The organism is Vibrio sp. R15-SG3-ISO1A (assembly GCF_059833955.1).
Genome location: NZ_JCBDGH010000066.1, coordinates 58,597 through 74,761, shown reverse-complemented (window position 1 = coordinate 74,761; position 16,165 = coordinate 58,597). Strand labels below are relative to the sequence as shown.

The 16,165-nt window shown below is 47.8% G+C and carries 19 protein-coding genes; 4 read left to right on the top strand and 15 right to left on the bottom strand.

Annotation, left to right across the window (positions count from 1 at the left end):
* Positions 1-2 precede the first annotated feature (2 nt).
* From groL to gap, 7 genes are all read right to left on the bottom strand, one after another.
* Positions 3-1,595 carry a chaperonin GroEL gene (gene groL / locus AC6R0L_RS10625; RefSeq protein WP_500629100.1) on the bottom strand — a complete coding sequence of 531 codons (1,593 nt, stop codon included), beginning with the start codon at positions 1,593-1,595 and terminating at the stop codon, positions 3-5.
* A gap of 32 nt (positions 1,596-1,627) precedes the next feature.
* Positions 1,628-1,918 (bottom strand): co-chaperone GroES, encoded by a 291-nt coding sequence (locus AC6R0L_RS10620; RefSeq protein WP_334551057.1) that lies wholly within the window; start codon positions 1,916-1,918, stop codon positions 1,628-1,630.
* A 360-nt stretch (positions 1,919-2,278) separates the two neighbouring features.
* Positions 2,279-2,632 carry a hypothetical protein gene (locus tag AC6R0L_RS10615; RefSeq protein ID WP_500629099.1) on the bottom strand — a complete coding sequence of 118 codons (354 nt, stop codon included), beginning with the start codon at positions 2,630-2,632 and terminating at the stop codon, positions 2,279-2,281.
* A gap of 146 nt (positions 2,633-2,778) precedes the next feature.
* Positions 2,779-3,771: a ChaN family lipoprotein gene (locus tag AC6R0L_RS10610; RefSeq protein ID WP_500629098.1), complete on the bottom strand. Its 993-nt coding sequence runs from the start codon at positions 3,769-3,771 to the stop codon at positions 2,779-2,781.
* A gap of 140 nt (positions 3,772-3,911) precedes the next feature.
* Positions 3,912-4,733: a 23S rRNA (guanine(745)-N(1))-methyltransferase gene (gene rlmA / locus AC6R0L_RS10605; protein ID WP_500629097.1), complete on the bottom strand. Its 822-nt coding sequence runs from the start codon at positions 4,731-4,733 to the stop codon at positions 3,912-3,914.
* Between the two features lie 107 nt (positions 4,734-4,840).
* Positions 4,841-5,731 carry a D-hexose-6-phosphate mutarotase gene (locus AC6R0L_RS10600; RefSeq protein WP_500629114.1) on the bottom strand — a complete coding sequence of 297 codons (891 nt, stop codon included), beginning with the start codon at positions 5,729-5,731 and terminating at the stop codon, positions 4,841-4,843.
* Positions 5,732-5,861: 130 nt separating this feature from the next.
* Positions 5,862-6,857, bottom strand: coding sequence for a type I glyceraldehyde-3-phosphate dehydrogenase (gap, locus tag AC6R0L_RS10595; RefSeq protein ID WP_334551052.1), 996 nt, complete (start codon positions 6,855-6,857; stop codon positions 5,862-5,864).
* 334 nt (positions 6,858-7,191) lie between these two features.
* Between gap and msrB the strand changes: the two genes are divergently transcribed.
* Positions 7,192-7,593, top strand: coding sequence for a peptide-methionine (R)-S-oxide reductase MsrB (msrB, locus tag AC6R0L_RS10590; RefSeq protein WP_334551050.1), 402 nt, complete (start codon positions 7,192-7,194; stop codon positions 7,591-7,593).
* A gap of 92 nt (positions 7,594-7,685) precedes the next feature.
* Here the strand turns inward: msrB and AC6R0L_RS10585 are convergent, their stop codons facing one another.
* Positions 7,686-8,504, bottom strand: a complete 819-nt coding sequence (locus AC6R0L_RS10585; protein ID WP_500629096.1) for a DUF2989 domain-containing protein — start codon at positions 8,502-8,504, stop codon at positions 7,686-7,688.
* Positions 8,505-8,618: 114 nt separating this feature from the next.
* Between AC6R0L_RS10585 and AC6R0L_RS10580 the strand changes: the two genes are divergently transcribed.
* Positions 8,619-8,903 carry a YeaC family protein gene (locus AC6R0L_RS10580; RefSeq protein ID WP_334551047.1) on the top strand — a complete coding sequence of 95 codons (285 nt, stop codon included), beginning with the start codon at positions 8,619-8,621 and terminating at the stop codon, positions 8,901-8,903.
* Between the two features lie 16 nt (positions 8,904-8,919).
* On the opposite strand, the gene AC6R0L_RS10575 is transcribed toward AC6R0L_RS10580, so the two are convergent.
* From AC6R0L_RS10575 to AC6R0L_RS10560, 4 genes are all read right to left on the bottom strand, one after another.
* Positions 8,920-9,396 (bottom strand): YchJ family metal-binding protein, encoded by a 477-nt coding sequence (locus AC6R0L_RS10575; RefSeq protein ID WP_500629095.1) that lies wholly within the window; start codon positions 9,394-9,396, stop codon positions 8,920-8,922.
* Positions 9,397-9,449: 53 nt separating this feature from the next.
* Positions 9,450-10,658 carry an EAL and HDOD domain-containing protein gene (locus AC6R0L_RS10570; RefSeq protein WP_500629094.1) on the bottom strand — a complete coding sequence of 403 codons (1,209 nt, stop codon included), beginning with the start codon at positions 10,656-10,658 and terminating at the stop codon, positions 9,450-9,452.
* Between the two features lie 82 nt (positions 10,659-10,740).
* Positions 10,741-11,475: a UDP-2,3-diacylglucosamine diphosphatase gene (lpxH, locus tag AC6R0L_RS10565; protein ID WP_487903239.1), complete on the bottom strand. Its 735-nt coding sequence runs from the start codon at positions 11,473-11,475 to the stop codon at positions 10,741-10,743.
* A gap of 126 nt (positions 11,476-11,601) precedes the next feature.
* Complete coding sequence (locus AC6R0L_RS10560) at positions 11,602-12,096, bottom strand: peptidylprolyl isomerase (RefSeq protein ID WP_334551042.1); 495 nt, start codon at positions 12,094-12,096, stop codon at positions 11,602-11,604.
* A gap of 212 nt (positions 12,097-12,308) precedes the next feature.
* Here AC6R0L_RS10560 and cysS point away from each other — a divergent pair, with 212 nt between their 5' ends.
* Together cysS and AC6R0L_RS10550 are read left to right on the top strand one after the other, a co-directional pair.
* The gene (gene cysS, locus AC6R0L_RS10555) at positions 12,309-13,691 is read left to right on the top strand and encodes a cysteine--tRNA ligase (protein WP_500629093.1); all 1,383 of its coding nucleotides are present in this window, start codon (positions 12,309-12,311) and stop codon (positions 13,689-13,691) included.
* Positions 13,692-13,787: 96 nt separating this feature from the next.
* The gene (locus AC6R0L_RS10550) at positions 13,788-14,366 is read left to right on the top strand and encodes a thymidine kinase (protein WP_500629092.1); all 579 of its coding nucleotides are present in this window, start codon (positions 13,788-13,790) and stop codon (positions 14,364-14,366) included.
* A 73-nt stretch (positions 14,367-14,439) separates the two neighbouring features.
* On the opposite strand, the gene infA is transcribed toward AC6R0L_RS10550, so the two are convergent.
* The 3 genes from infA to aat all read right to left on the bottom strand — a co-directional run bounded on the left by infA (position 14,440) and on the right by aat (position 16,156).
* Positions 14,440-14,658: a translation initiation factor IF-1 gene (gene infA / locus AC6R0L_RS10545; RefSeq protein ID WP_001040192.1), complete on the bottom strand. Its 219-nt coding sequence runs from the start codon at positions 14,656-14,658 to the stop codon at positions 14,440-14,442.
* 82 nt (positions 14,659-14,740) lie between these two features.
* Complete coding sequence (locus tag AC6R0L_RS10540) at positions 14,741-15,439, bottom strand: arginyltransferase (RefSeq protein ID WP_334551038.1); 699 nt, start codon at positions 15,437-15,439, stop codon at positions 14,741-14,743.
* A 9-nt stretch (positions 15,440-15,448) separates the two neighbouring features.
* Positions 15,449-16,156 carry a leucyl/phenylalanyl-tRNA--protein transferase gene (gene aat / locus AC6R0L_RS10535; protein WP_500629091.1) on the bottom strand — a complete coding sequence of 236 codons (708 nt, stop codon included), beginning with the start codon at positions 16,154-16,156 and terminating at the stop codon, positions 15,449-15,451.
* Between the last annotated feature and the right edge of the window lie 9 nt (positions 16,157-16,165).

The following is a 16,165-nucleotide window of genomic DNA, read 5'->3' as shown; positions in this document are numbered from 1 at the left end:
GGTTAGGCTTCCTCACTCTCAACGTGGTCTGTGATCATGGCTTCGGTGGTGATCATCAAACCTGCAACTGACGCGGCGAATTGCAAGGCGGAACGGGTCACCTTAGCAGGGTCCAAGATACCCATCTCAATCATATTGCCATATTCACCGGTTGCGGCGTTGTAGCCATAGTCCGCATCGCCTGATTTCACCGCGTTGGCGACAACGGACGCTTCATCTCCGGCGTTAATGGCGATTTGACGAAGTGGCTCTTCCATCGCACGTAGCGCGACACGAATACCGACGTTTTGATCGTCGTTATCACCTTTGAGATCGGCGAGCTCTTTGGCAATCTTGGTCAGCGCGACGCCACCACCTGCCACAATACCTTCTTCAACGGCCGCTCGTGTTGCATGCAGCGCATCATCCACTCGATCTTTCTTCTCTTTCATCTCTACTTCAGTAGCAGCGCCAATCTTGATCACTGCCACACCGCCAGAGAGCTTTGCAATGCGTTGCTGGAGTTTCTCTTTATCGTATTGAGACGTTGTCGAGGCCAGTTGCGCTTCAATACTTGCCACGCGGTCTTGAATTGCATGGTGCTGTTCATCGCTGCCTACAATGGTCGTCGCGTCTTTGGTGATGGTCACTTTCTTAGCCTGACCAAGCTGCTCCAACGTGGTCTTTTCAAGCTCTAAGCCAATCTCTTCAGAGATAACCGTACCAGAGGTAAGCACCGCAATGTCTTCCATCATCGCTTTGCGGTTGTCGCCAAAGCCTGGCGCCTTGACAGCGGTTGCGCGAACGATACCACGCATGTTGTTGACGACGAGTGTCGCCAATGCTTCACCTTCGATGTCTTCGGCGATAATCAGCAATGAACGAGAGGCCTTAGCGACTGACTCTAGAATCGGCAGCAGTTCACGGATACTGCTCACTTTCTTATCGACCAGCAAGATGTACGGATTGTCGAGCTCGACGGTACCTGTGTCTTGATTGGTGATGAAGTACGGCGAGAGATACCCACGGTCAAATTGCATGCCTTCGACAACTGAGAGTTCGTTGATCAGGCCCTGACCTTCTTCAACGGTGATGACGCCGTTGCGGCCGACTTTTTCCATCGCCTGGGCAATGATCTCACCGATAGCGCGATCGCTGTTGGCCGAGATACTACCAACTTGCGTAATCGATTCTTGATCGCTGCAAGGTTTCGCCATATCGCGTAATTTAGCCACAGCGGCTTCCGTCGCTTTATCGATACCGCGTTTAAGATCCATGGGGTTCATGCCCGAGGCCACCGCTTTTAGCCCTTCATTGATGAACGATTGCGCCAGCACCGTTGCGGTAGTGGTTCCGTCGCCCGCTTCATCGTTCGCTTTGGATGCTACCTGTTTGACCATTTGAGCACCCATGTTTTCGAATTTATCTTTCAGCTCAATGGCTTTAGCGACAGACACCCCATCCTTAGTGATGGTAGGGGCACCGTAAGACTGATCTAAAACAACATTGCGTCCTTTAGGGCCAAGCGTCACTTTGACCGCATTGGCTAAGACATTGACACCGGTGAGCATTCTTTGACGTGATTCGTTTGCAAATAGTACGTCTTTTGCAGCCATGATTTTCTCCTCAAAAAGATGACAGAACGAGATTATTCGACGATAGCCAACACATCTGACTCACTGAGAATCAGATACTCTTTGCCATCAATCTTTTCTGTTTTCACGCCGTATCCATCATTGAAAATGACGTGATCACCGACTTTGACGTCCATTGACGCGCGGTCACCGTTATCAAGACGTTTGCCTAAACCCACTGCGATGACTTTTCCGCGCGTGGATTTTTTCACCGATTGAGAAGTTAGTACGATTCCCCCTTCAGATTTGTTTTCCACTTCTTGTCTTTCAACAATCAGCTTGTCATTTAAAGGACGAATATTCATTGGATTTGCCTCCTACTTAGGACAAAAAATAAAAGACACAATATGAGCGATTCCTTCGCGCTCGATGAAAAAATAGGGTCTCTCATGGCAACTTCAAGGGGGAAGTTCGATAAAAGATTTTTATGAAAGTAGCGAGGACAATAAAAAAGCTCACCGAAGTGAGCTTTAAAACTAGGAAGGAGTGGCGCAATGGCTAAGAAACCGGGATGCCCAATTCGGGATGCCTAATCGGGGATGCCTAATCTCTGCAATGCGAAATGATTATGAAGCCACAGCAAGGTCGACAACAAATTGAGATTTTTGTCGTCTCGAATCAAAGGCTTGTTCCCTCACTGATTGAGAGTCGTTTAGCGCTCAATGTTAGATTAGGGCCAGCAAAATGCCGCCAACGGTTGCCGCCGCGGAAAGATATTGCCCCGCAGAGTAAGAGCCGTCTTCCTCTTCTTTGATCTTATCTGGATGATCCATGCCTAGCGCACCGTGGGCGAAAGACTCTACTTTGTCACCGACGGTTTTTTCCGCTTTGTTGGCTTGGCTCTCTTTCTCAATTTCTTGCAATGCGGCAAGCAATGCTTTCCCTTCCTCTGAAAGGGTCACCGTGTTTTGCTCAACTTTTAAAGGTGCAGCGCCTTTATCTGCAACCGAGGTGTTGGCTTGAGGCTTAACCTGCTGGGTTGGTGCCAGCTTCGCTGACTCCATTCCTACTGGGGTCATAGTGTTCTCCTTACTTCATCCTCAAATAACGTATCGGCAGTGTGGTGTAAAACTTGTGCAAAATATGCGTTATTTGTATGAAAAGCCATCAAGCACAAATCGTGCCTATTTATCGGTCGCGAGTGCAGGCGTTCAGCTAAGGTCGATTAGGGGGCTTCAGTCGGCTGACACTCGTTGCTCCCATGACGGGTCGACATTTTATGAAACGCCGCCATTTGATTTTCCATTTTGACGAAGCGCACAGGTGGGGCTAAGACGTGCAATGGGTAATCCGTGTTGAGAGGCTGAGGCTCGCCGGCGGCATCGATGATAGATGCGATATCAGACATAGGTGTGATAACCACGACAGAGAGGTTGGGGTTGCGCGCCAAAATAGACGCTTTGGTTCCTAGCCCTTGTTCGGTATGAAACTTCCCTGCGACATGAATGACTTGGTGACCTGGGTGGTCATTGAGGTATTGGACGATACTTTCTGCCATGGTTTCATCCCACGTCATTTGAGCAGCGTACTGTTTTTCGCTTTGGGCGGGCTCGCCATGATGCATTGAGGCCATGAATTTGCGTTTGTATGCGGAGTCCTCGGTGTTGATCTTAGCGGCCACGAGGCGGCGCTCATCGTTGGATAGGTGATCAAGGTAGCGTAAACCGACACGACCCACACAACGTACCGTTGATTGAGGTGCGTTGGCGGCAATGACAGGCCAGTTAAACGTTTTTGCTAGCTCGACTAATGGTCGATAGTCACTTTCATAGTTAGGCCAAGCGTTACCCGATGTGATCAGTGTTTGCTCTCCAATCTCACCGTTAAGGTAGGCGTTGAGATGGGGTTGGGCGTCTCTTGAAAACTGCTCCATCGACAAGGCGGTGTCTCGGCCTTGGCTCGCTATTGCCTTAATAAAATCGGCTTGAAAGCGATGGATAGCGGAATGAGTATGCCATTCACCAATCAAAATAACCTCTGCCTGAGTGAAGGTTTCAGGTAGTGCATTGAGTGACAGGGCTTTTCCCGATGGGTCGTATAGTTGATAGTCATAAAAACTAACGATAGGGGTAGCAGCGCTTGGATCAGAGGCCACTGAGTTTGAACGAGTGGATGGAGAGAGTGACGCTGCGCTGTATGAACAGGCGGTCAGAGTCATACAAGCACTAAAACAAACAAAACGGGTCAATATAAAACGGATCAGCATAAACCGTGGCCTCCTAATGGTCTGCTCGCATACTAAAGGAGGCTCGGGATATTTACAATGCAAATGAGAATTGTTATCTAGTTTGTGCCGGGTTACGCCTGCTTACGATAGATGCGAATCATAAAATCTGCCTCACATTCAAACATAGTGGAGTTTTTCAGTTCGTCACGCAAAGCATCGCTGGCTTTCCAAGCAAATGGGGTCATTTGCAATAGGTCGAACGCATCACCATCGGCGAGGGGGAGGAGGTAGCTGAGTTTTTCTTCCCGCTCAAGGTCGAAGCCTTCAATCGATTCGGCTTCTTCGCTGTGCAGTCGTACATCGTCATAAATTCGCTCTCGCAACTGGTAAAGATGACGTCCTGCTGGCGTGACTGTGATGACCACGCCATTGTCTCGCACGCAGCGTTGCAATTCTTGCGCTTTGCACGGCGCGTAGATGCGTAACACGCCATCGAGTGAGTGGTCGGCAAAGGGTAGGCGGTGGCTTGAAGCAACACTGAAAAGGCAGTTTTGGTAACGTTTTGCGGCATAGCGGATGGCGATTTTGGAAATGTCCAAACCGTATGTGTTTGCTGCTGCGTGTTGTTCGGTTAACCGATGTGCTACTTGGGTCGTGTAGTAGCCTTCGCCGCAGCCGATATCAAGCAACTGGTGATCACTACCGACTAAGGCTTCGGCGCATAAGTCGGCAATGCGTTGTCGCAGGGGGTGGTAGTAGGCTTTTTCCAAAAATCGGCGCCGAGCTTGCATCATCTCTTTATTGTCGCCTGGATCTTTTGAACGTTTGTGATGTACAGGCATCAGGTTGACGTAGCCTTCTTTCGCGACGTCGAATGAGTGACGGTTTTCACACGAGTAGCGCTGTTTTTCTTGCGATAAAGGCAGATGACATAAAGGACAGGAGTAAGACATATCGAGCTCTCGGCGATTTCGGGGGCTGCATTTTATCAGCTTAGGCGAGCGAATCCCAGAAATAGGGTAGAGCGCCGCTCTACCCTCAACGATGTCACGTAAAGGCGCTATTTATTCGCGCTGGAGAGTACGGTGACCAGTTGGTGAGTCTCACCTGGCTCAAGGCGTTTACCGGTGTCTAGAGAGGTCGCATGCAGGGTCGACTCGACACACAAAAAGTGCTGATAGCCGCTATCTTGCATGTCGGCCATGGCCGCCGCGCCTTGCTGCCAAGGGTTCCAAAGAACAGCGGAATTGTGGCCTTGGTTCTCAACGGTAATGGTGCGATGGAAGACAGGGTCTTGCACACTGATTTGAGGCTCAGGCTTGGTATAGACGCGATCGATGGTGTCGGTCAACTGCAACACGTCACCGCCTTGGCATACTTTCCCGTCTTGAAGGCTATCGATGTACGCTGCGCCCATACCTGTTGTCTGGACTTGGGTAATATCACCCACATTGAGGTAGGTATGCAGTGCACCGGAGAAGGTCCACGCTTGATCATCAATGTTGATAACCTTGAGGGTGACGCTCAGTGTTTCGCCAATCTCAATCAAAAGTCGGGCCTCAAACATATATGGCCAGATGTCGTGGGTCTCTTCACTTGAGAAAAGGGCCAGCTCAACGATGACGCCGTTTTCATTTTCTCGATGCTCGACCAATTCCCATTCGCTCGTACGAGCAAAGCCGTGTGCTGGGGCCGCAATGCGTCCAAACCATGGCCAGCAGACCGGGATGCCACCGCGCAGAGCGGCTTTACCATCAAAGACCGCTTGTTCACTCATCCAAATGAGATCTTCTTGGCCTTGAGGTTTGAATGAAATGACATGACCACCATGCAGAGCAATACCGGCGCTGGCTTTGTCATGGATGATACGAATCACCTTTACTTGGTCGACTTCGACAATCGTGACACTGTCAGACAAGACAGTCAGGGCAGGGAGCGTTAATAAGTCCATGTAAGTTTCCTGTGCCATAGAGAGCAGGCGTGTCGCCATTAATGAGCTCTCAAATTTCAGATACAAAAAAGGCGACTCAAGAGCCGCCTTTTATAAAATTCTGCGCTAAACGCTTATCTCAAAGTGATGATTACTTAGAGATGTGAGCGATTAGGTCTAGAACTTTGTTTGAGTAACCGATTTCGTTGTCGTACCAAGATACAACTTTAACGAATTTGTCAGTTAGCGCGATACCTGCTTTAGCATCGAATACTGAAGTGCAAACTTCGCCGATGAAGTCTTGAGAAACTACTTGGTCTTCAGTGTAGCCTAGAACGCCTTTTAGTTCGCCTTCAGACGCTTCTTTCATCGCTTTACAGATGTCTTCGTAAGAAGCACCGTTTACTAGGTTAACAGTTAGGTCAACAACAGAAACGTTAGCTGTTGGTACGCGGAAAGCCATACCAGTTAGTTTGCCGTTTACTTCTGGAAGTACAACGCCTACAGCTTTAGCAGCACCAGTTGATGATGGGATGATGTTTTGAGAAGCACCACGGCCACCGCGCCAGTCTTTAGCAGAAGGACCGTCAACAGTTTTTTGAGTTGCAGTTGTTGCGTGAACTGTAGTCATAAGACCAGATTCGATACCGAACTTGTCGTTAAGAACTTTAGCGATAGGTGCTAGACAGTTAGTCGTACAAGAAGCGTTAGAAACGATGTCTTGACCAGCGTAAGTGTCGAAGTTTACGCCGTTAACGAACATTGGAGTTGCGTCTTTAGAAGGACCAGTTAGTACAACTTTCTTCGCGCCAGCAGTGATGTGCTTACGTGCAGTCTCGTCAGTTAGGAAAAGACCTGTTGCCTCAGCAACAACGTCAACACCGATTTCGTCCCATTTTAGGTCTTCTGGGTTGCGCTCTGCAGTTACACGTACAGTTTTGCCGTTAACGATTAGGTTACCGCCTTCAACTTCAACAGTACCGTTGAAACGGCCGTGAGTTGAGTCGTACTTCAGCATGTATGCCATGTAATCTACATCGATAAGGTCGTTAATACCTACAACTTCGATGTCGTTGCGCTCTTGCGCTGCACGGAATACGAAACGACCGATACGGCCAAAACCGTTAATACCTACTTTGATAGTCATTATAGTTGCTCCACAACTTAATTTCTGATTAAAGATAACTGGTAGTAAAATTACAAAACCCAGTCAAAATCTGCAACCGATAATCGGACTTAACTTGTTTAATGTCAAAAAAAAGTGTCGCTTTTTTTCACAATTAAACGCGAGTGGTTGTTTTTTGAACGGATAGTGGAGTTTATACCTAACCAGTTGATGTAAAATGCGTTGAAGACTTGAACTGCTGCTTAAAGTTTAGCCATTCTGTTATGGTTTCAAAGTATGTGCTACAAAGGTTAAACTGCGCAAGTTTTTCAACAAAAAAGTCACAAATAAAAATGAGAATGTGGAGAATAAGTCAGTGAAACAACACAGTGAAAAAGTCACCAAGCCTGATGAATACTGGCGTGAGAAGCTATCGGATGAAGAGTATCGAGTATGCAGACAGCAGGGCACTGAGGCACCATTCTCCGGTAAATTGCTGCACAATAAAGAGACGGGAATCTACGCGTGTACCTGTTGTGACGCTCCGCTGTTTCGTTCAGATAACAAATACGATTCCGGTTGTGGCTGGCCAAGTTTCGATGCACCGATCAATGACGATGCGATTCGTTACTTAGAGGATCTGAGCCACGGAATGGTGCGGACAGAGATTCGCTGTGCACGTTGTGATAGCCATTTAGGTCATGTATTCGAAGATGGACCACAAACCACCGGTGAGCGTTTCTGTGTTAACTCGGTGTCGTTAGTTTTCAACAATTGATGGCAAGGCAGCGTTAAACGCTGTGTGTGTTGTTACTCACTTTCAAATTGAACTCGTTCAGTTCAAAGTGAGTAACCACTAAAAAATTAAGGCTAATCAAGCCCTTCGAGTTGCTGGCGCTGAAATTTACCGGCTCGAATCGCATCTTCAATATTGTCTGCAAACGCATCCAATTGACGATATTTGTCCTTATCAAAACCGTACAGCAATTGCAGCTCCTTCTCGGAAGCGATCGGCACATCAAAGGCTTTCGCTACCATCGCCCAAACGTACGCTTGTTCGCGTTGATGGGTTTGATAGTGAATACTGGCAAGTGATTTCAATATTTCAACGTTGACAGGCGAGCTCTTGGTCAGCTCCAACGCGTGCTTAAGCAATGCGATGGTTTTTTCTTGGTCACGACCCGTATAAAACGTGGCTAACGCATATTGCATTTCGGCGTTTTCAAGCTGAGGTGACCCTTCCATTTGAAGAAAGGCGCGGCGGGCAGAATCACTCCCAGTGCGACTCCAGAGAAAGTAGAGGGCTTGTGGGCTGGTGGATTCAGAGAGCTTTTTCACTAGCGCTTCGAGATCCTTACCCGAGTTGACCAGTGCTTCAAAACGCCGCTGTTTCAGGTTGGATTGATCAATGGGTTGGATCTGAGAGGCTAGCTCTAGACACTTTTTATACTCTGACAGCAAATTGTATTCTTTGATGAGATTTTGGTCTGTTGGGTCTTTAAAGACTTCAAAGCGGTGCCAAATGAGATCGGTACGAGGAATGCGGCATTGGCCATCATCCATATTCAGACGTTCGCAACGAAGTTCCGGTGTGTCTTTACACAGTTGGTCGGTATTTTTTCGAACTTCAAAACAGCCCGTGAGTGTGGCCGTTAGCCCGATCAATGCCAGTGTGATAAGTCGATTCATACGAAGTTTGCTTGTGATCCGTTACACTTATTCTTAGCCGTTATCTTGACGCCTTCATTGAGGCGGTTAATGTCAGGGCCTTAACAAAAAACAACAGAAACCAAAGGATACGTCATGGACGCAGAGCAGTTGATTAATTCAATTACACCAGAAGCTTACGAGCGTCTCCTCTATGCAGTTGAGACGGGTAAGTGGCCTGAGGGTACACCACTTTCGCAGCAGCAGCGAGATTCTTGCATGCAAGCTGTGATGTTGTATCAGTCTAAGCATAATGTAGAAGCGCAACATATGACAGTTGCGCAGGGTGGTGAGATCAGTTTTAAGTCAAAATCTGAGCTTAAAAAACAGTTTCAAGCAGAACAAGACGACATTTTGCGAGTGAACCCGAATAAATCTTAGTCTCTGATTTTATTCGTTATCCGCAGCATTTTTTAAATTTCTTCCCGCTTTGACATGGGCAAGGATCGTTGCGACCAACCTTGGCCTGATTCGCTTGTGGGAATTCTCCATCGATGTAGTACCACAAGCCATTTTCACGGACAAATCGAGATCGCTCTTCAAGGCATAAGGTCTGTGTTGAGCGACCTTGCTCGGCAGAGAAATACGCCTTGAAGGTGACGAAACCCTCATCATGATGCTCGCCCGGCGCGGTGGACACTACCTCAAGGCCGCACCAGTCGCTCGCGATTGAATCTGCGATGGCATCGCGTTCTTTCTCCGCTTCGCACGAAGGGTGATAGGTGGCGACAACAAAATCAACCAGACCTTTGACATGGGCGCTGTAGCGAGCGCGCATGAGTTGCTCTGGTGTATGGGCATTCTGATGATGTTGATGAATCGGCAGGCAGCAAGACTCATAAGTCTGCTGACTTTCACAAGGACATAAAGACATCCAATCTCCGCTTTTTACTTATATCCGCTTTTAACTTATATCAAGGGACAGGGTTAATTAGACAGTAAATCTGCCGTCCATTGTACCGATTCATCGTAGCATTCACTAACGACTTCTTTCTCAAGGCCGAGCTGTTGACAGAGTTCAGCGGCTTCGTCCCATTGTGCGTGTTCATAGGCGATGACAAGCTTGAGCAACACCCCTAGCGTCCCTTCACCATCGGTGAGTGCATGCTTGACTGCTTCATCAATGGGAATTTCCGCCACGATTTGTTCTAACGGTCTGTCGAGTAAACTGTCGAGCAGCGAAAACATACCCGTAAGAAACGCTTGGCCAGAGGCGAGCTTCTCCTTTAGCTTCGCCGCGACTAATTCGCAGTAGCGTGCGCGCTGAATGGATAATCCGTAAAGGTACTCGGGTTTGGAATCTTGAGAGGAGGCGAGCGCCACCAAGGAGACAAATTTACGCAATCTATCTTCACCTAGGTAAATCAGCGCTTGTTTAAATGACTGAATCTTGGTGCTGACAATCGAAGACGAGTTGACGTGCGTGAGCAATTTATACGAAAGCGAGACGTCTTTACTCACCAAGGTTTCAATCCGCTGATAATCGATGTCGGATTTTGCAATCTCACTGAGCAATTGCACTATGGTCATGAAGGAAGGTTCGATCGATTTGCGCTGCAAGATCTCGGGTTTACTAAAAAAGTAACCTTGGAAATAGTCAAAACCTGCTTCAAGCGCGTGACTAAACTCCTCATACGTCTCGACTTTCTCGGCTAAAAACTGGATTTTGCTGCCTTGTAACTTGCGAATGAACAGCCGCGCTTTTTCAATCGGGACGACACGGATATCAAATTTGATGATCGAGACATGCGGCAAAAAGGCTTTCCATTCAGGGGAAGGCACAAAGTCATCCAGCGCAATTTTATAACCGAGTTTAGACATCTCTTTGACCGCCTCTAGCAGCTCGGGCGTCGGCAGGCAGTCTTCCAAAATTTCAACCACTAGGCTGGCCGACGGAAATAGAGTCGGCACCCGATTGATCAAGCTTTGATAAGGGAAGTTCACAAAGCCAACTTTGTCACCCAATGTCGAGTAGTGGGTGGACATAAAATGATCAGACAGCAAACGGCTCGTTGCCAGCTCAGGGTCGATTTCTGGAAACGTGTTTTTAGGGCCATCACGAAACAGCAGCTCATAGCCGATGGTATGTTTGTGCCGATCTAAGATAGGTTGGCGTGCAATGTATGAGGTTTTCAAAGTAGCAGTCTAACTTCAACGTGTTACCGAACATTGAGATTAAGTATAGGCACAATTTATTGAAAAATCTGGTACTTATTTGTCAATTTGTTGATAGAAATGCGCGATTTTGTAGGTCGTATCCTGTTTTATCAACCACTAAGACCGATCCTTGTGTGTACCAATCCCCTAACACGACGCGATGCAGGGTTTTTCCGTTACTGATAAAACGGTGAATATTGGGGCGATGAGTGTGGCCATGAATCATGAGCTCAACATGGTGTTTGTTCATCACGCTCTCCACTTCTTGCTGATTCACATCCATGATCTCAAGGGATTTAGTTTGCTTATCTGCACTGATGTCTGTTTGTACCTTGGCGACGATCTTCTGTTTGATGAACATCGGGATACGATTGAACACCCATTGTAGCCAAGGCTGATGAACTTTTTTTCGGTACTCAAGATAGCTGACATCGTCAGTGCACAGCGTATCACCGTGTAGAATCACGGTGGGCTGACCATACAAATCAATGACGGTCTCATCCCCGAGTAAGGTGACCCCAGTTTGCTTTGCAAAGCGCTTACCGACCAAAAAATCACGATTCCCCTGAGTAAAATAGCAAGGCACACCAGAGCGTGTTAAGCGGCGAAACTCGTCACGAATAGTTTGCGCGAATTCAGACTTATCGTCATCTCCCACCCAAAATTCGAACAAATCACCCAAGACATATAAAGCTTCGGCTTGGCTGGCTTCTTCGCGCATAAAGCGAATAAAACACGCGGTGATCTCGTGCGTTGAAGGGGAGAGATGCAGATCGGAAATAAACAGAGTGGTCATAAAGCAATCAGAGTTCAGGCTAGCCCAGTGGGCTGAAAGGGTAGGGCAAAACAATCACAGGTTTAGGGTAAAGGCGCCCAATATAGGAAAAAAAGAGCTGCATTAGGCAGCTCTTCTCTGGATAGATTACTCTTCGATCGTTGTGCCAGTGATCACAACATCTTCAAGTGGTACATCTTGGTGCATGCCGTAAGAACCCGTGCTGACACCTTTGATCTGGTTAACAACGTCCATGCCTTCAACGACTTCAGCGAAGACACAGTAACCCCAACCGTCAAGACTTTCACTGCGGAAGTCTAGGAAGGTGTTGTTGTTTACGTTGATGAAGAACTGAGAGCTTGCAGAGTGTGGCTCCATGGTACGTGCCATTGCTAGTGTACCCACTTTGTTGCTTAGGCCGTTGTTTGCTTCATTCTTGATAGGAGCACGAGTAGCCTTTTCGCGAAGACCAGACTCCATGCCACCGCCTTGAATCATGAAACCGTCGATAACGCGGTGAAATAGCGTGTTATCGTAGAAACCGTCGCGGCAGTATTGAAGGAAGTTTGCGCTGGTTTCCGGTGCTTTCTCTTCGTTTAGCTGAATTTTGATGTCACCAAAATTAGTGTGAAGGGTGATCATGATTATGTCCTTTCGGTCGATTTTCTATGTGAAGGCAAGATTCTAACGTAAGTTTTACGACTTTCCTACGTCCAAAGTCAGTCGTGTTGTTCACGTACTGGCCCTTTGTCACAAGGATAGTCGGTTTTTCGCCGAGTTAGGGATGACTTCGCCAAGCAGGACTTGATATACTGCTCCACTATTTTGTTTCACTCATTTATTAGATAGAGATCATGTTAAAGATATATAACACACTCACAAGACAGAAAGAGGAATTCAAACCCATCACCGCTGGCAAAGTCGGCATGTATGTCTGTGGCGTCACCATCTACGATCTCTGTCATATTGGTCATGGCCGTACGTTTGTGTCTTTTGATGTGGTCTCACGTTACCTGCGCTACCTAGGCTACGATCTCACGTTCGTGCGTAACATTACCGACATTGATGACAAAATCATCAAACGTGCGAATGAAAACGGTGAGAGCTGTGATGCGCTGACGGAACGTCTTATCGGTGAGATGTACGCTGACTTTGATGCTTTGAATATGAAGCGCCCAGATGTTGAACCTCGTGCGACTCAGTTTATCCCTGAAATCATCGCCTTGGTTGAAAAACTGATCGAGCGTGGTTTTGCCTATGTGGCCGATAATGGCGACGTGATGTTTGAAGTGGGCAAATTTGACGAATACGGTAAGTTGTCAAAACAGGATTTGGATCAGCTGCAAGCCGGTGCGCGCGTTGATGTGGAAAGCGCAAAACGCAGCCCGCTTGATTTCGTGTTGTGGAAAATGTCGAAGCCGGGTGAGCCAACGTGGGAGTCACCATGGGGTCCGGGCCGTCCTGGCTGGCACATTGAGTGTTCGGCGATGAACTCGTCGATCTTGGGCAATCACTTTGACATTCACGGTGGTGGTTCCGATCTGCAGTTCCCACACCATGAAAATGAAATCGCACAATCTTGCTGTGCACACGGGACACAATACGTGAACACCTGGATGCACAGTGGTATGGTCATGGTCGACAAAGAAAAAATGTCCAAGTCACTGGGTAACTTCTTTACTATCCGTGATGTGTTGGGTCATTACGATGCAGAAACTGTGCGTTACTTCTTGATGTCTGGTCACTACCGCAGTCAGTTGAACTACAGCGAAGAGAACCTCAACCAAGCGCGTGCGTCGCTAGAGCGTTTGTACACAGCGCTACGTGGCTTGGATCTGTCGGCCTCCGCATCGGGCGGGCAGCAGTACATCACTCGCTTTACCGAAGCGATGAATGACGATTTCAATACGCCGGAAGCCTATTCAGTGCTCTTTGATATGGCGCGTGACATCAATCGCTTGAAGAACGAAGACATCAATGCCGCGAACGGTTTAGGTGTGTTGATGCGCGAATTGGCAGACATCATCGGCATTCTTGGTCAAGATCCCGAAGCTTTCCTAAAAGGCGACGCGGGCAATGACGACGAAGTGGCCGAGATTGAAGCGCTTATCAAACTGCGTAACGACAGTCGCGCCGCTAAAGATTGGGCAAACGCGGACATGGCGCGAGACAAACTGACTGAGATGGGTATCGTTTTGGAAGATGGCCCAGAAGGGACCACCTGGCGTCGTAAATAATTTTAACTTAAGGGCTGACTTTTCAGCCCTTTTTGTCATTTTAATCGGCCGCATTGAGTACGCTCATGTTGCCCCTTTTGCTACAGGTAACCTTTCGTGGCTCAGATGTACTTCTACTACTCTGCGATGAATGCAGGGAAATCCACCACACTACTTCAATCGTCTTTTAACTATCAAGAGCGTGGTATGACGCCGGTGATTTTTACCGCAGCGTTAGATGACCGTTACGGCATCGGTAAAGTCAGCTCTCGTATTGGCTTGCAATCTGACGCGCAGCTGTTTCGCGCTGAGACGGATCTCTTTGCAGAGATAAAAGCGCTGAACGAACACCAAAAGCGTCACTGTATCTTGGTCGATGAATGTCAGTTTCTCACTAAAGAGCAAGTTTACCAGTTGACCGAAGTGGTGGATAAACTGCATATTCCTGTGCTCTGTTATGGTCTAAGAACCGATTTTCTTGGTGAGCTGTTTGAAGGAAGTAAGTATTTACTTTCTTGGGCTGATAAGCTGATTGAACTGAAAACGATTTGTCACTGTGGAAGAAAAGCTAACATGGTGATTCGCACCGATGAAGAGGGTAACGCCATCGCTCACGGTGATCAGGTGGCCATCGGGGGCAACGACAAATACGTGTCGGTGTGTCGTGAGCACTACAAAGAAGCGCTGGGTAAATAAAGTTTTCCAGCGATTTGACAACAAAAAAGCGGAGCTAAGCTCCGCTTTTTTGTTGCTGTCTGATAATCAAAGATTAACGAGCACGGAAGACGATGCGACCTTTTGATAGATCGTATGGAGTCATCTCTACAGTTACTTTGTCACCAGTAAGAATACGGATGTAGTTCTTACGCATTTTACCAGAGATGTGAGCAGTCACGACGTGGCCGTTTTCTAGTTCAACACGGAACATTGTGTTTGGTAGAGTATCAAGGACCGTGCCTTGCATCTCAATTACGTCTTCTTTAGCCATTTAATCCTCTTTTAAAAAAATGGGCGATTTTCAGCGGCGAGAAAGGCCGATAAAAATGAATTAAGTAAAGTTGGGGCGTATTCTACCCTTGCCAACGCTGATTTACTAGCCTTTGATGACGTGCAAATCGGACTTTATAGTTCATAGCCGGGCATTCATCGATTTGATAGCCAAGATAGAGCCACTGTTTTCCAGCATGCTGACAATAGGTGATTTGCAGCAAGACCGCTAGGGTGCCTAAGGATAAATCGATGTCTGGGTCGAAGAAGGTATAAAACGCACTGGCACTATTGGAGAGAATATCGGTGACCGCGACCGCAATTAAACGCTCGCCATCATAGAGGTGTAAATATTGGGTGTTGAGCCAGTTGCAACGTGAAAATTGCGCAAACTCGTTTTTCTTCGGCGGATACATACTGCCTTGGTGGTGACGAGCGATGATGTAGCGTGAGTAGAGATCAAACCAATCCTCATCTAAGGTCTCTTTGAGTTGCCAAGTCAGATGGCGTGATTTGGCCAAGAGACGCTTTTGACTCTTGCTTGGTACGAAGTCGGGCAGTGATACTCGCAGGGCCTGACAAGATTGGCAATGGTCACAGTGCGGTTTGTAGATGGTGTCGCCGCTACGGCGAAACCCATTGGCCAGCAGCACCTCGTAACTGGAAGCGCTGTGCATTTTAGGGTCGAGTGCAACGGCCACGCGCTCTTGCCTCTCCTTGAGGTAACTGCATGGGTGACTGTCGGTTAATCCAATTCGAATCTGCTGTAAATCAGAGCTCATTCACGTTCTCTATTCATCGGCTAAGGTTTGCTGAGCAAAACAGCCTAGTTTGACGCTTTGTGCTTTTAATAATAGCAGTTGTTGCATAAAGTCCTCTCTTTCTATCTCCTCTGCGCCCAATGAGTCAAGGTGCGGATTCATCACCTGGCAGTCAATGAGCTGACCATCATGACGGGCAAAGTGACGACAAAAATACCAAAGCGCCACTTTGGAGGCGTTGGGTTTGAGGCTAAACATCGACTCACCACAAAACAGTTGGCCGACGCTGACGCCATAGAGACCGCCAATCAAGGTTTCGTCTTGCCACACTTCGACCGAATGAACGCGCCCTTTCTTCGCCAACCTCTTATACGTGTCACGCATCTCTTCGTTCAACCATGTCTCATCGGCAGGGCGAACACTAGCGCAATAGTCGATCACTTGTGCGGTCGCCTTGTTTATACTCACAGAGTAACGCTGTTTTTTTTGAAACTTCTTGAGACTTTTTGCCGGGGCAAAGGTCTTAGGATAAAAGACCGCCCTCGGTGCTGGGCTCCACCACAAGATGGGTTCACCTGGCCCAAACCAGGGGAAGATGCCGTGCTGATAAGCCAGTTCAACGCGCTCTGGTGAGAGATCGCCGCCAAAGGCGAGTAGGCCGTTGGGCTCTTCTAACGCCTCAAATGGAGACGGAAAGCTCAGCGTTTGTGGGTCTAACTCAGTCAAATATATCGTCATAATCGAAGA

Coding starts and splice junctions, on each gene's coding strand:
- AC6R0L_RS10615 (WP_500629099.1), bottom strand. CDS start 2,632: ATGACCCCAGTAGGAATGGAGTCAGCGAAGCTGGCACCAACCCAGCAG.
- AC6R0L_RS10560 (WP_334551042.1), bottom strand. CDS start 12,096: ATGATCACCCTTCACACTAATTTTGGTGACATCAAAATTCAGCTAAAC.
- AC6R0L_RS10610 (WP_500629098.1), bottom strand. CDS start 3,771: ATGACTCTGACCGCCTGTTCATACAGCGCAGCGTCACTCTCTCCATCC.
- lpxH (WP_487903239.1), bottom strand. CDS start 11,475: ATGACCACTCTGTTTATTTCCGATCTGCATCTCTCCCCTTCAACGCAC.
- rlmA (WP_500629097.1), bottom strand. CDS start 4,733: ATGTCTTACTCCTGTCCTTTATGTCATCTGCCTTTATCGCAAGAAAAA.
- infA (WP_001040192.1), bottom strand. CDS start 14,658: ATGGCTAAAGAAGACGTAATTGAGATGCAAGGCACGGTCCTTGATACT.
- gap (WP_334551052.1), bottom strand. CDS start 6,857: ATGACTATCAAAGTAGGTATTAACGGTTTTGGCCGTATCGGTCGTTTC.
- AC6R0L_RS10620 (WP_334551057.1), bottom strand. CDS start 1,918: ATGAATATTCGTCCTTTAAATGACAAGCTGATTGTTGAAAGACAAGAA.
- cysS (WP_500629093.1), top strand. CDS start 12,309: ATGTTAAAGATATATAACACACTCACAAGACAGAAAGAGGAATTCAAA.
- AC6R0L_RS10600 (WP_500629114.1), bottom strand. CDS start 5,731: ATGGACTTATTAACGCTCCCTGCCCTGACTGTCTTGTCTGACAGTGTC.
- AC6R0L_RS10575 (WP_500629095.1), bottom strand. CDS start 9,396: ATGTCTTTATGTCCTTGTGAAAGTCAGCAGACTTATGAGTCTTGCTGC.
- AC6R0L_RS10540 (WP_334551038.1), bottom strand. CDS start 15,439: ATGAGCTCTGATTTACAGCAGATTCGAATTGGATTAACCGACAGTCAC.
- AC6R0L_RS10585 (WP_500629096.1), bottom strand. CDS start 8,504: ATGAATCGACTTATCACACTGGCATTGATCGGGCTAACGGCCACACTC.
- groL (WP_500629100.1), bottom strand. CDS start 1,595: ATGGCTGCAAAAGACGTACTATTTGCAAACGAATCACGTCAAAGAATG.
- AC6R0L_RS10580 (WP_334551047.1), top strand. CDS start 8,619: ATGGACGCAGAGCAGTTGATTAATTCAATTACACCAGAAGCTTACGAG.
- aat (WP_500629091.1), bottom strand. CDS start 16,156: ATGACGATATATTTGACTGAGTTAGACCCACAAACGCTGAGCTTTCCG.